This is a genomic window from Heliomicrobium sulfidophilum (genome assembly GCF_057715735.1).
The window spans coordinates 117,048-130,999 of the sequence record NZ_JBVTZZ010000005.1 but is presented as its reverse complement, the minus strand read 5'-3'; the positions used below and the strand labels follow the sequence as shown (position 1 = coordinate 130,999).

The 13,952-nt window shown below is 51.1% G+C and carries 9 protein-coding genes and 1 pseudogene; 3 read left to right on the top strand and 7 right to left on the bottom strand.

Translation table 11 applies throughout. The features are described from left to right. Positions 1–18: 18 nt before the first annotated feature. Entirely contained in the window at positions 19–2,262 is a 2,244-nt protein-coding gene (locus AC0CW1_RS06355) for an ATP-binding protein (protein ID WP_488182241.1), read from the top strand. Positions 2,263–2,316: 54 nt separating this feature from the next. Here AC0CW1_RS06355 and AC0CW1_RS06350 read toward each other — a convergent pair. The 3 genes and pseudogenes from AC0CW1_RS06350 to AC0CW1_RS06340 all read right to left on the bottom strand — a co-directional run. Beyond that, a pseudogene (locus tag AC0CW1_RS06350) lies at positions 2,317–2,823 on the bottom strand (transposase); the annotation flags it as partial. Between the two features lie 184 nt (positions 2,824–3,007). Next, positions 3,008–4,495 carry a 5-methylcytosine restriction system specificity protein McrC gene (locus AC0CW1_RS06345; protein WP_488182240.1) on the bottom strand — a complete coding sequence of 496 codons (1,488 nt, stop codon included), beginning with the start codon at positions 4,493–4,495 and terminating at the stop codon, positions 3,008–3,010. Then, entirely contained in the window at positions 4,492–5,976 is a 1,485-nt protein-coding gene (locus AC0CW1_RS06340) for an McrB family protein (RefSeq protein ID WP_488182239.1), read from the bottom strand. Before AC0CW1_RS06340 ends, AC0CW1_RS06345 begins: the two co-directional genes overlap by 4 nt. Positions 5,977–6,869: 893 nt before the next feature. Here AC0CW1_RS06340 and AC0CW1_RS06335 point away from each other — a divergent pair. Together AC0CW1_RS06335 and AC0CW1_RS06330 are read left to right on the top strand one after the other, a co-directional pair. After that, positions 6,870–8,588: a methyl-accepting chemotaxis protein gene (locus AC0CW1_RS06335; protein ID WP_488182238.1), complete on the top strand. Its 1,719-nt coding sequence runs from the start codon at positions 6,870–6,872 to the stop codon at positions 8,586–8,588. A gap of 121 nt (positions 8,589–8,709) precedes the next feature. Beyond that, positions 8,710–9,156 carry a hypothetical protein gene (locus AC0CW1_RS06330; protein WP_488182237.1) on the top strand — a complete coding sequence of 149 codons (447 nt, stop codon included), beginning with the start codon at positions 8,710–8,712 and terminating at the stop codon, positions 9,154–9,156. Between the two features lie 47 nt (positions 9,157–9,203). On the opposite strand, the gene AC0CW1_RS06325 is transcribed toward AC0CW1_RS06330, so the two are convergent. The 4 genes from AC0CW1_RS06325 to AC0CW1_RS06310 form a co-directional block, all read right to left on the bottom strand. Beyond that, a complete protein-coding gene (locus AC0CW1_RS06325) occupies positions 9,204–11,024 on the bottom strand; it encodes a PAS domain-containing protein (protein WP_488182236.1) in 1,821 nt (606 codons plus the stop codon). A 368-nt stretch (positions 11,025–11,392) separates the two neighbouring features. Continuing rightward, a complete protein-coding gene (locus AC0CW1_RS06320; RefSeq protein WP_488182235.1) occupies positions 11,393–11,920 on the bottom strand; it encodes a type 1 glutamine amidotransferase domain-containing protein in 528 nt (175 codons plus the stop codon). A gap of 174 nt (positions 11,921–12,094) precedes the next feature. Next, positions 12,095–13,090, bottom strand: a complete 996-nt coding sequence (locus tag AC0CW1_RS06315) for a peptidase U32 family protein (protein ID WP_488182234.1) — start codon at positions 13,088–13,090, stop codon at positions 12,095–12,097. Between the two features lie 16 nt (positions 13,091–13,106). Next, on the bottom strand, positions 13,107–13,769 hold the full coding sequence (locus AC0CW1_RS06310) for a hypothetical protein (RefSeq protein ID WP_488182233.1): 663 nt from the start codon (positions 13,767–13,769) through the stop codon (positions 13,107–13,109). Positions 13,770–13,952 lie beyond the last annotated feature (183 nt).

The following is a 13,952-nucleotide window of genomic DNA, read 5'->3' as shown; positions in this document are numbered from 1 at the left end:
CATTGAGGTGTAATATTTATGGAACATAAACTAAGAGTTGCATTAGCCCAGATTAATTATTTACCGTCCTATGTGGGGCAAAAGGGTAGTTGCTTGGAAGAGCCCACGTTATTCGAAGAAACTGAGGAGTCGGTACTTTATCTTTCACTTTCTAACGAGATACGATTACTTAGGAGGCAAAATAAATATTATAATATATCTAATCAATGGATTAAAGTTAAAAATATCCTGGATTACTGTTGCAACAATCAAATTCATTTAGTGGTATTTCCTGAGTACTCAATTCCAATGGAATTATTAAAATTATGCTATGAATACGCAAATAGCAAAGAGATAATTATTGTAGCCGGATCTCATTCAGTTACAATAGACGATGAAAGTATTGAAACTTACAACCATTGTGAATTATTGATAGAAGGTATGTTAGACGGTGAACCAATTGAGGACTGTGTTCGTAAGTCTATTTGTCCAATATTCGCACCCAAAATAACGCACGTAGTAAAGAAAATGAATCGATCAAAATGGGAAGGAGAAATGGTTGTCAATGATGACTGGAAAGTGATATCGATAGATTATCCCGGTGTATCGGTAAAACTTGCGGTACTTTTATGTATAGATGCTATAAGCGATGAAAAGTTCAAAGTATTACATGAGAATGGATTGGATGATTCCGATATAATTATTATTCCTTCATACTCTCCAACAGTAACACCATTTTCCCAATTTGCACAAGTGAAATTAATTAATGAGGTCCCAACAGTTTATTGCAATACAGCTGAATATGGTGGATCAAAAATATTTGCAAGACGCGGTTTTAAGTCAGATAACCTCTTTTTAGTAAAAGATGGAACACAGGATATAAATAATCAAGAAATAATAATTGGTGCTCAAATTGATTTGTTTGGTCAATTTGAAAAAACACACACAACTAAAGTGTACCAGCCCATAGAAGGACTGTTCATGACACCTATTTTATATGAATCTATGAATCCAATAGTAGGAAACTATATCGAGAAGCTAAAAGGCTTAAATATAAATTCTGTAACTGAAATTAAAGAGTTTGTCTCAACGTATGTTAGATTAGTTGATTTTAGTAAATTTTTAAGTTTTAAATTAAAAAAACTATATGATATGCTTGAAGGTGGTAGGGCTACCAAAAAAGAAGCCTTTCAGTTAATCGATGCCGTTGCTATTTCAAGTGATTTTCTATCTCCTGGTGATTTAAGACTATCTTTAATTAATCACGTCCGAAGCACCTTGATCTCCCTTCTTAAAACGCATAAAGATCAAACTCTTATATTAAAGGTATTGTTGGCTTTATCTCACAAAGAAAATACATTGCAAACAAATGGTGCATCGATTAAAAAAGTAAACTATTGTGAGCAATTTTATTCTAGAATTACGGATGATGAAATAGATGCAATTCCGAATACTGAGTTTGTTAATAGAGGTTTCGCATTTTATGCTTTAAGAGGATTCTTTGATTCGGATAAAAAAATATTTTATTTAGATGGAATTAAAGGCATTGGTAAAACATCTTTAATTGATCATTTTCTTCGACAAGAAAAAACTAATATTAAAGTTTTAAAAATTGTTGCAATTAGAAACATGGGATATCAAAGGTTCTTATTAACTATTTCTGAGAAATTAAAACTTAGAATTGACCCGAGGTTACTAATTAACGATCCAGATAGAATAGCATCAATTATTAAAGAGACACTTTTATTGCAAGTGCAGTTATTTGTGTTGGATGAATTTCACTTTTTAATGCTAAAGAATAATTTTGACAGCAATAAAATTGAGGAATTTATATACGACATTATTGACAAAAAAAGCCAAATAAAAATCATTATAATTAGTGACATTAAAATAAATCTTCCTCAGAAGTTAAAACAAAGTTATTTTCCGTTTAAGTTAAAACCATTAAAAAACAGGTTTGTGGAAAAAATATTTGAGAACTGTTTAAGATATTATGATATTGTAAATACTGTTGAGAAACCCCACATACCGCAAACAATCCTTAATTTAGTTCAAGGGCATCCATTGGCGGCAATTATTTGCTCAACCCTTCGAAAATATTATAGTTTTGAAGAAATTATTCAAGGATTAAAACCAAATCAAGAGTTTCGTACAAAAGTTATCAAAGAATTGTTGAACAAATCTGAGCTTAATAATATTCAACCTACGGGAATAGTAGTCTTCAAGCGGGTCTCGATAATCAGGATAGCGCATGAAAAAAGTATAGCAAAGCTAGCCCAGTGACTTTCTCAGAGGGCGCTCGATGTTGAAATCAAGGTTCGGAATGAGTTGCCTCGTTTAGGCAAACGCGGCGTAAAGATCCCGGAACGTTGCATACCAGGGACTATGCGCCCCAAGCCGAAGCTTCACTCGTCGCGCATGCTTGACCAGGCGAGAGGCCAGCGTGATGAGATTTTGGAGCACCGTTCGGATGCGGCGCCGTTGGGTCTGATCTTTCTTTTTCAAAGGGGCGTCGAGATGGTGTAGGCTCATTTGACCGACGATGCGAAGCAGGTTATAGGCGACGGCGCCAAAATGAAACACCAGGTCATTGACCTTCAATTTACCGCTGGGCAACCGTTCCAGATCAAGGTCTGTCTTTAACTCACTATGGAATTGCTCGCTGGTTCCGTGATCCCGATATAATCGGATGATCTCTTCCGGTGAATCGGGAAGCGAAGTCCAGTATGTTGCCACTTCCAAATGAGGAAGCAGCAAATATTGGCCATTCGATAAGATGGTCCGCTCCACAACACGAAACACAACGCGTTCCGGTTTTTCCATCGCGCCGACTTTCCACATGACGTATATAAAAAGAGGACTAGCTGAAATGCCAGATAATCAGGAACTAACTCGAATACTTGAAGAAATTAATTCCTATAAACAGACTGCAGTAACATATGATGATGATTCGGATGAAGATTCGGTTGAAGATGATCTGTACGATTAAAGAATAATGGAGTAAAACCAATGGTAAATTATAGTCTTTCTAAAGTGTAATTAATACATTTCTCGCGTTTAATTGATACATAACCACCCTCCCAATCTCCCCAACCACCCCATCCACCACCACATCAAAGGGCACCGCCGCCAACAACAGCCTCACCTCCCGAACGCCCGCGTGCAACCCGGCCTGGTGAACGAGTCGACCGCGCTGCCGCAACGAGTCCCAGGTTGCCTTCCGGCAGGGATAGAGCAGGCAGGCGGTCACTCGTTTCGTCGCATAAGACGTCGTATAGGCGAGCACCTGCAACAAGTCGTTCCGGTGGCGCTCTCGAACTGTTGTCTCCAGGTCAAACCAGCGGTCCTGGCTCAACTCTTCCCAGTGGCTCTTGTACTTGGCGTCGATGATGATCGTCTCATCGTCTCGCTCCAACACCAGATCTGGCATCAAAAAGCGCTGTGATCCGGTAAAGGACGGTTCCCAGAGCAGAGGTGTAACCGTCTCCCGCAGCCGGCCGGCACGGACACGCCCCCCAAAGTGGCGCGCCAATTCCGTCACCACATATTCGCACCAGGCTTCAAAAAAGGCATCCATCGACATCACCCAGGGGAGACCGGTATGTTCGGCGAGACCGGCCAGTCCCCGTTCGTCGATGGTCCACTCCATCGCCCGCAGCCCGTCCCGAAAGACCTCCGTCTGCAAGGGCGTGCGCAGCCAGAGCAGCCGGTCGCGGTCGGTCGGACGGCGGGGCGGCACATGGCGCACCCGATCGAGCAGGCCCTGGCAGAGGGCGATCAGCGGGAGCACCACCGTCCCCGTCGCCCGCTGGCTCTCCAGGCTGGCCAGTTGACGGCGCAGCGTAAAATGCAGGGCGCCCAACAACGCGGCATCGTCGCGCAAGTCCGGAAAGCGGCAAGGGACCTCCAACCATCGACCGGTGGGCACTTTGGTCCGGGCGTAGCGCCCCCAGTCGACGGTCCCCCTGGGCGCTGTCAGTTCCGCTTCGCCGATGGTAAAGCGCCGCTGTAGCCGTTCCAACATGGCGCGAATGCGAAAGAGCACCATCGTTGACAGCACCCAAGGCGGCACCTTCCGGTCGGAGCGGGGAAGCATAGGCAGTCGCAGTGGTTCGGGAATGACGCGCCAACCCATCCGGGCCAGCATGGGACCGATGCCGGGCCAGTCAAAGCGGGGCTGCACCACCAGGCCGTAGTCGGGCTTGCCGCTGGTGGGCGACAACAGCGGGATCGCGCCCACGCGGCTGCCCGTTTGCAGGCGCAGTTCCACCTCCCGGCCATCGTAGCCCACATCGGCCGTGATGCCGAAGTTGCGGAGCAGCCCCTGGTTGATGCGCACGAACTGGTGGGCCAGGCGCGCCGTCATCGGCTGCGGATCGCGCGGCGCGCCCCCGCGCAGCAAAAAATCGGCGGGAAGCCGCACCGCTGACGAATCATCGACGGCAAAACAGACTTTCTCGCCGGCCTCCACCGGCCGGAGGGGCGACTTGCCGGCCCGAGCGCCCGTCCGGCTCATAGGCTCTCCACCCATTGCAGATAGGAACGGATGGCTTCTTCAAAACCGGCCACATAGCCCTGGGCCAGATACTCCTCCAACAGCGGCGACAGGTTGGTGCGCAGTTTTTGCGCCGCCCGCGTATCGTCCGCTTCAAGAAAATAGGAGTGACCGGGCACGAGGGCCAAGGCGTCGTCACTGGCGTACTCGACGAAGATGGACAGGAGATCGATGAAGGCTTTTTTCATCAGCGGGCCGGACTGGCTCTCGACGACCCGGTACTGCGGCCAGAGCTTCACAAAGGCGAAGCGCCGGCGCACGGCCACATCGACGATGGCGATGCTCCGGTCCGCGCTGTTCATCGTGCCCAGGATATGTAGATTCTCCGGGAGCGACAGTTCTCGGCCAAAAGGCGCGCCGAAATCGTAGGGGAGGGAGACCCGGCGCGGCGTCTCCGCTTGCGCCTCCAACAGATAAATCGCCTCACCGAGGACTTTGGCCAAATCGGCCCGGTTGATCTCATCGATATGCAACAGGTACGGCTTTCCCCCGTTTGCGAAGGCCGCCTGGGCCGCTTCCGCCGCCTCCATGAGAAAACCCTTCCGGGGCGCAAACTGAAGGCCGATGGCCCCGTCAGACTCCACGGGCGCGAGGCCGCCGACGAATTGTTCATAAGTCGTGTTGGCGTGAAACTGGACGGTCATGCCGCTTCCGCCATAGGCCGTCTCTTTCAGCCGCAGGGCCATCCGCGTTTTGCCCGTCCCCGGCGGTCCCTGGAGGATGACAAAGCGGCGCTCGGCCAGCAACTGCCGGACTTCCGCTTCACCGGCATCGGGCATGAGGTGGGCAAAGTAGTCGCCGCGAATCCGCTCCGCCTCGGCTTCCGCCGCCTTTAAGGGATACTGCCCCCGTTCGGAGAAAAAGAGATCCAAAAAAGCCTTGAGCGCCACTTCCGTATCTTTTTCCCCATATTCTTTCATCGGCGCATAAAAACCGTAAATCACCTTGCCGTAGCGGTCAAAGACAGACCGGTAGGCCGGAAACATCCGGCGGATGCCTTCGGGCACGTCCAAGTCGGTGCGGACCGGCTCCTGCTTGGCCCAGGCCAACATCTGTCCCTTGCCGACCGAACGGTTGAGCCAGCGGCAGATGGCCGCCACCTTGCGCCCGTGACCGGGCCGGGACAGCACCTCTTCATCGGGGCTTAATCCCTGCGTGCCCACCACGAGCGCCACCAGGCAAGGCGCGTCTTCCACCGGGAAGAGGACAAAACTCATGCCGCCATACGCGCCGGAATCGGGATTGGACGGATGAATATAGGCGGAAAAAGGCACGCCGGTAGAGCCCTTATTGAAACCGGGCGCACGGAGGGCCACCGATTTTTTCGCTTTGTCCGGGTAACGGCCGCCGTTCGCGCCAAAGAGGGACTGAAAGGCTTGCTGGTTTTTCTCGCTCCAGTCATCGGTCAACTCGTTGTGGATGATGTCCAATAGCGGTTTCATCGGAAAGCACTCCCCGCGCGGTTATTTCTATTGCCGATTCCATCCTGTGATTAACGCGATGAACGCGATGAACATGATTAACGTGATTAACGCATTAATGCGATGAACGGTCCTTAAAGCGGATAGGGATATCTGTTTCGCACTCACGAACCATGTGATTGTACTCGGTGACGAAGTGGTTCAGCGATGCCTTATATCGAGATGGTGCAAATTGATTGATTATAGGCAAATTTGTTGAAATAAACGGCTCTGCACCCCAGATGTCGCATCAAGGGGAAGCCCCTTTTCCCTGGTCAGCCTGGATACAATGGAGTCGGGGGAGGGGCCCTCATTGGCGTTATAGCATATTTTTCTCTTAATGGGAAGAAAAATCCTCCCGGCAGCGCCTTTGAGCGAATGGTTATCTTCTGCGTATACATTTTAGCGCTTTTTGAAGATAATTTTTTTTAATAAAGAGAGAATTGACTTTCGCGATAGATTGTATCAACCGTTTTTGTAGAGCACATTGACGAGAAAAACGGATTCGATTACAATTTCCTTACTGGAGTAAGGAAATGCCTCGTTACTTCCAGTCCCGTTGTCTCTACAAAGGATCCTGGGATGAGATGAGTAACGGGAAGGAAAGGGCGCCCGAAAAGAGTGAAGAAAAGCGGTGTCTCAGGCGAATCGGATTTGTAATCGGACGAAGTGATTAAAGTCCAGCATGAGTCTGGCGCATGAACCAGATACACAAAAGGGCAGCAACCGTATGCAAATAAGTGCATACGGCTGCTGATTTTTATTATAGCTTTTTTCGCGGATGACAAACGTTCACACCTCGTTCACTCGTTGGACACAATACCCGATTACAATCATCATTAGGCAAAAGATGAGAAACGTCAGGAGGCTTCCCGATGCAGACCTTCCGGAATTTCAGCACGGCGAAAAAAATCGTCAGCCTCATCGTCCTTATGAGTGTCTTCATGCTTGGCGTAGGGTTCGTGGGTTACAGCTATACCCATATCGTCAGTGCGAGCATCACCACCATGTATCATGACAACCTTCTCCCTGTGAAATGGCTCAATCAAGTCCGGGCCAACAACCGGTTGACGGAAGAGTTGTCGATGAAAATCATGTTGACCGATCTGGACAAAAAAGCAGAGACGGATTCTTTAGCCACGATAAACAGTCAGATTCAAGAAATCATCTCGCTGCTGAATCAATATGAAACGACCCACCTCGATGCTTTTGAGTCTGAAAAGCTTACGCTCATTCGCAAGAAACTGGAAGCCTATGGCGTACAGCATGAAAAAGTGCTGAACCTGGCCGTCAGCGGACAGAAAAGCATCGCCTACGATGAATTCTCCAAAAACTCCATGCCCCTCATGATGGAAGTGAACGCAGCGCTCAATGAGTTGGCGGAGTATAAAAGCAAAAAGGCGGATGAGCAAAACCAACAGGCCCTTGCCGGCAGCGATGCGGCGAAAACGATGATCATCGCCATTACCGTCGTGGCCGTCATCGTATCGTTGGCGATTGGATTGATGATCGCCAGATTGATCGCCAATCCGCTTGTAGAAATGGTGAGTCGAATTCAGCAGGTGGCCGAGGGAAATCTATCGATTGCCCAGGTGAAGGTGAACGCCACCGATGAAATCGGTCAACTGGGGAACGCCATCAACTTGATGTTGGTCAATGTAGGCAACCTGGTCAGGCAAGTGACCGTCTCCGCGGAAACGGTGACGGCTTCGTCGGAAGAACTGTCGGCCAGCGCCGAACAATCGGCCCATGCGAACAGTCAAGTGGCCATGGCGATCGGCGACGTCGCCAATGGGGCCGTAAAACAAGGTTCAGCGATTCAGGAAACATCGAGAATCGTCGAGCAGATCTCCGCCAGCATGCAACAGATCGCCGTGAATGCGAACGAAGTGGCGGTCATGTCGGACAGCACCGATGAATCGGCCCAAAAGGGAGAAAAAGCCATCGATTCCGCCGTCAGTCAGATGATGAATATTGAAAAGACCGTCACGACATCAGCGGACGTGGTGGCGAAGCTCGGTGATAAATCCAAAGAAATCGATCAAATCGTCACGACCATCGCGGAGATCGCCTCCCAAACCAATCTTCTGGCACTGAACGCAGCCATTGAGGCGGCCCGAGCCGGTGAACATGGGGCAGGCTTCGCTGTTGTGGCGGAAGAAGTCCGCAAATTGGCCGAACAGTCGCAGGCCGCATCAAAGCAAATTGCGGGATTGATCCGAGAGGTGCAGGAAGACACGAAACAAGCGATTGTGGCCATGAAGGAAGGCACCCATGAGGTGAAAAAAGGCGCCGGCGTGGTCAACGATGCCGGAAGGGCCTTCCGAGAGATCGCCACATTGATCGCCCAGGTTTCCGGAAAAACCCGAGAAATATCCATGGCCATCCAACAGGTGGCCGGCGGAAGTCAGCAGATCGCCGATTCGGTTCGCGACATCGCCAAGATCAGCAATGACACGGCGAAGCAGGCCCAAACCGTCTCCGCAGCGACCCAGGAGCATTCCGCTACGATGGAAGAGATCGCTGCTTCCAGTCACAGCCTATCTAACCTGGCGATCGAATTGCAGGCAAGCCTCCGTCAGTTTAGGGTGTAACCTTCCATTAGGAAAGCCTCGGTTCAAAAAACAGGTTCACCTCAGATTCCCCCCCAAAAAAACGAATGCGATTCGAATATGTTTAAACGTGACCATCAACGAAAATTCGGGGGGATTTAGTTTGACCATCCTAAAAAAACTGACAGTTGGCATTGTAACGGTCGTCCTGGTAGGGAGTATTGGAACTGCCGTCTACGCGGTTTCGGCAGATACCGAGATCCTGCAAGTGATCCGCAGCGTATGGAGCAGCCTCTTACCGGGGCACACCCAGTCGGTGTCGGAAGCCATCGCGAATAAAGAAGCGGAAGCTCGCAACAAGCTGAACCAATACATCGACCGCACGAAAAATGAAATCAACCAAGAGTTACAGGCCTATACCAAGACGAAGGTGGATCAGGCCACAGCGACACTCGATGAACAGGTGAACGCCGTCCAAACCCAGATGGATCATGAAAAGTCCTCCTTCATTGAAAGCCAAAAGCAGGCCATCGACAAGGCGGTCGATCATGAGCTTGCGAAGCAGCTTCAACAACTCAAGGTGGATATCCAAAAAGACAAGGGAAACTAATATGATCTAACAGGACCGAAAAAGAGTCACAAGCAAATTTAGGGAGTTCATGCTCCTTTATCGACCTCTGACCTGACGCAGGGCAGATGAACGTAGAAGGTTGTCCCCTGGGGACTCGTGTTGAACTCGATTTTACCGCCGTGCCGGTTGATGATGTTGTAGGAGACGGCGAGGCCGAGACCGGTTCCCGCGGCTTTGGTGGTGAAAAAGGGCGTGCCAATGCGGTCGATGTTGTCCGGGGCGATTCCCGGTCCGCTGTCGATGACGGCGAGGGTGACATGCTGCGTTTCTCGCAGAAAGGTCCGGACGGTAACCTTCCCGCCGGCGTCGGTCGCATCCAGGGCGTTTTGCACCAGGTTGAGCAGCACCTGCCGGATCTCTTTTTCGTCAATGAGCACCTCCGGCAACGGCTGGAGTTCCAATAACACTTCTTTGTTGTTTCGGAAAGCGTGGGCCTGGATCATGGGGAAGATGGTTTCGATCAACCAGTTGAGATCCTGCGACCGCAGATTTTCCGCTTTCGTCTTGGAAAGCGATAAAAACTCGGTGATGATGGTGTTGGCGCGGTCGAGTTCAGAGATCATCAGTTCATAATGCTCGTTGCTTTCGGGGTGCTTGGAACCGAGGAGTTGCAGGAAGCCGCGCACCGTCGTCATGGGGTTGCGAATTTCGTGGCCAATGCCGCCAGCCATTTGACCGATCAGGTTCAGGCGATCGAGGCGCGCCATTTCGTTGAGCAACTCTTTTTGTTCCGTAATATCCCGGGAGAAGACCAGCAGGCCGTTGCGGGTGGGGTAAAGCCGGATCCCATACCAGCGTCGAAACACGTGCGAGTATGCCTCGAAACTGCTCGGATTTTTTTCGGCAACGGCACGGTGGTATTCCCTATAGAAAATAGTGTCAACGACAGAGGGGAGTAGCTCCCACAGGTTCTTTCCCAATAATTCCGCTCGTGGTCTTTCGAAGTTTTTTTCTGCCTCATCATTTAGATAGGTGAGTCTCCACTCCGCGTCGACGGCGAAACACATGTCGGTGATACTTGCTAGGAGGTTGGATAAGTTCTCGTTCGATGCTTCCAGTTTATCTTCGATGCGCTTTCTTTCGGTAATGTCCCGTCCCACGCAGTAGACGATGCCTCGCTCAATCTGCGGACTTAGCGACCAGGAGATCCAGCGGTTGGCGCCATCGGCGCAGGTATATGACACCTCGACCTCGCGGAGTGTCTCTCCCTGAAACGCTCGGCCGAAGGTCACTTTGGCTTTCTCGATGTAATCGGGGTGTACAAAAGGGACGACAGAGAAAACGGTATCGAAAGCGATGTTTTCATCGGTGACACCGAGAAAAAGGCGCAGTTTTCCGTTGTTTCGGACGATGGAGCCATTGCGGGAGATGATCAGGAACATGTCCGTAGAGAGGGAGAAGAAATTCGTAAGGACCTCTTCTGTGTGGAAGCGTTCCGTCCGGTCGATGAGGACGAGGAGGAGGCGCGTCACGTCCCCCTTTTTATTCAGCAGCGGTGTCAGGGACCAATCCCAGTAGGTGACGCCGCGCTCGGGACTTGCAGCATAGGTGAAGGGGCGCGAATACCTTACGCAGGGTTGCTTGGACGCCACAACATGTTCGAAAATCGACTTTCCGTCCGATGGATAAAGGTCAAAATGGTTCTTGCCAGGGAAGTAGGAGACCTCTTTTCCATCGGCTTTGGCGAAGGCTTCATTGACACGGATGAAGTTGAAGTTTTGGTCGAGAAGCGCATAGCACACAAAGGGACTGTAAAACCAGGCGTCTAAAAACGCTTCAGATGCTTCTTTTTGAACATTGCCCAGGATACAGGGGATTCTTTTCTTCACCCGTCTTTTTTTGACCATCCACTTTCCCCTCGTGTTACGAAATGGTTACAACTTATTATATTACTCTAGAAGGGATGGGATTTTTGTCGAAAAGTGTTGATAGAGAAACAATTATTCATATTTTTTAGTCATCAAAACAGGTTTTTGAGCCCCCTGTGTGCTTCCTTCGCGTCCGATCCTATGGTTGCTGAAATGGGCAGCATCATAGGAGGCGATGAACTAGGGATAGCGTCTCGTCAGGGATTTGCACGCAGTCATGAGCGACACGGAAAAGCCCCGCATCGCTTTCGATCGACTTGATCGGAGGCGAGCGGGGCTTCCTTTTACTGCTTACCTTAAAAAAGATCTTACTTACCGGAAAAGCCTCGGGTCATCCTTTGAACAACTCAGCCGCCCTTTAAAAGCACTTCCAAAAAAGCTTGCATGTATTGGGGCAGATCAGGCGGACGGCGGCTGGATACGAGGTGGCCGTCCACAACAGCCGGTTCGTCAAACCAGGTGGCGCCGGCGTTTTCCATGTCGTCGCGGATGCCCGGTGTGCTGGTGACCTGTCGACCTTGCAGGATTTTGGCGGAGATCAATACCCAGCCCGCATGGCAGATCTGGCCGATCGGCTTTTTCTGCTGGTCCATGCGGCGGACCAGTTCGAGCACCGAGGGAAAACGGCGAAGTTTATCAGGTGCCCAGCCGCCGGGGACGAGCAGGGCGTCATAGTGGTCAGGGTCAACGTCGTCGAAGGAGAGGTCGGCCACGGCCGGAACGCCGTATTTGCCGATGTACTTTTCGCCGGCTTTTTCTCCGGCCAGGTGGACGGTGACACCGGCTTCGCGCAGGCGCAACACAGGATACCAGAGTTCCAGGTCTTCAAAGTCATGGTCGATCAGTTGCAGGGCCTTCAGGGCGCCATTTTGCACGGAAGATCCTCCTTTGCTCTTTTGTTCAGGTTCCTCTCCGGTTGGGAAATATTGAGTCGTGCGTACGGAGAAAAAGAACGAGGAGAACGAGTAGTACCCGATGGAACCTGTACATCATTGATTGTACTTGAAACCACGATCAATAAAAAGAGCGTTCTGTTTGTCGACGCTGGTTCATCCGCTATCGCGGTAGTAACAGGTGTAGCGGCTGGCGCAGTTTCCTCGCAATGCCCTCGCTTTCGCTTGAAAGTCCGCCAAGTCCAGCGGAGCCGACTTTTCGAGCAGGTCGATGGCGCTTTTGAGCAAGCGGACACTGGCCCTTTTTTTCTCTAATGAGCTCTCACGACCGACGATCTTAAGGGAGGTTACGCCCATGGACTGGAGGGCCGGCAATGCGCACAAGCCGCACATCCCTGTAGGAAGGCCGGAGGGGCTTAATTCGACGCCGCTGTTTTTGATGCCCTGCCAGATCCACTGGCGGTAATCTTGCAGGTGGTCTTCGAAGGCGAGCCGTTCTGCTTCGGAGAGTTCCCCTGTCGTCGGAACGATCCGGTAGAACCAGACGGGGTTATGGCAAAAGGCGCCCCCAAAGGCGTGGCAGGCATGGCAGAAGCTCTCCTCGAAGACGCAGCCGTCGTTTAACATGAATGCCTCGTATTCCATTGTGGGACCAACGGTATTGATGATTGCTTGCATGGTGGACAGGGGAAGGTAACGGGGAAAGATGATCCGCGAGACCCCGAGGGAATGAAAAAACTGGGCGGCTGCATGGTTGAGCACGGCAACTGTGCTGCTAACATGGATAGTCACATCAGGAAGGGCTTCTCGGATGGCGATGATGAGACCGGGGTCAGCGATGATGACGGCGTCGATGCCGCTCGTTGCCTCTCTGACGAATGAAATTAAGTCAGGATACATCTCTGGCAGATAGGTCGTCTGATTCAGGGCGAGAAAGACCGGGACGCCCATCCGGTGGGATAGGGCGGTCAATGCATGGAGGGCAGTCGCGTTGTCCAGGTTACCTTTCGATTCCCGGCGGTTGTTCCACTGGTGAAGACCGTGGCGCTTCCACCAAGGGCTGGGCTGAATCCCGCAATAGAGTTCTTGGGCGCCGGCGGCGATGACGATCTCCGCTTCCTCCAGACTGCGAACAGGGGCGAGGATGTTCACCGTAGGACCCCTCCCGTCACATCGGTTCGGGCTGAAAGACGATTCGATCAATGCCGTGAGCAACAGCCTGCTCCAGCCCTTCTCGGATGAAGGGGGCTTCTTGCCGGTAATAGACGCTGTTGCCCTTTTGAATGAGAACCCAGTTTTCGCTTACGGGCACTTGGTGGGAAAAATCGTATACCTCCATCCAATAGTTGCGGCAAAGTCCGGCGCAGGGGGCGGAGGAAGCCTGAAATTTATCATTTTTCTCTTTGCCAATTGACTCGAAGAAACAGATCCGGCCGGTGGCGATGCAGCCGTATGGGAGATACATCGAAAGGTCATAGCCCCAGCGGGACATGCCTTCGTCGAGCCCTTGGGGGAGCAGGTCGACCTCGATGCGCCGGACGCGGTTATGTCGCAAGAGGGTTTGCATGGAAGGCGCGGTGAGACCGCAGCGCCGGAAATCGGCTGTAAGCGGGGATGCGAGGGGCATGCGCGGATCGCGAATCTGTTTGTTCATCAGTCGTCCCAGGACAGGTGTAAAGTCGGGGTACTTGCGGGCAAGCAGGTGCAGCGTTCCCCAGTCATTGACGATGATTTCGCAATGAGGGTGGAGGACTTTTAACTCATCGAATAGCAAGGTCAGTCGTTCCAGTCCGCTTTCCGTTACATAAGGCGTAACAAGGGAGAATTCCATATTCTCTCTACGGGCTGCTGCTACGGCCTCCCGAAGCGAATCGAGCGAGGGTAGCCTTTTTTCACAGACTTCGGTACCGAAATAAAGTCGGCAGAATCGGTTGAATTCCGGAAAAGATGTGACCGTTTCCCCAATGGCTGACGCTTCTGGAGGAAGCCCTTGCCATGGCTCGGACAGCAGAGG

What these genes read in the sequence shown, in the direction of transcription:
- AC0CW1_RS06355 (WP_488182241.1), top strand. Translation starts at nt 19, where the DNA reads ATGGAACATAAACTAAGAGTTGCATTAGCCCAGATTAATTATTTACCG.
- AC0CW1_RS06345 (WP_488182240.1), bottom strand. Translation starts at nt 4,495, where the DNA reads ATGAGCCGGACGGGCGCTCGGGCCGGCAAGTCGCCCCTCCGGCCGGTG.
- AC0CW1_RS06335 (WP_488182238.1), top strand. Translation starts at nt 6,870, where the DNA reads ATGCAGACCTTCCGGAATTTCAGCACGGCGAAAAAAATCGTCAGCCTC.
- AC0CW1_RS06340 (WP_488182239.1), bottom strand. Translation starts at nt 5,976, where the DNA reads ATGAAACCGCTATTGGACATCATCCACAACGAGTTGACCGATGACTGG.
- AC0CW1_RS06310 (WP_488182233.1), bottom strand. Translation starts at nt 13,769, where the DNA reads ATGGAATTCTCCCTTGTTACGCCTTATGTAACGGAAAGCGGACTGGAA.
- AC0CW1_RS06325 (WP_488182236.1), bottom strand. Translation starts at nt 11,024, where the DNA reads ATGGTCAAAAAAAGACGGGTGAAGAAAAGAATCCCCTGTATCCTGGGC.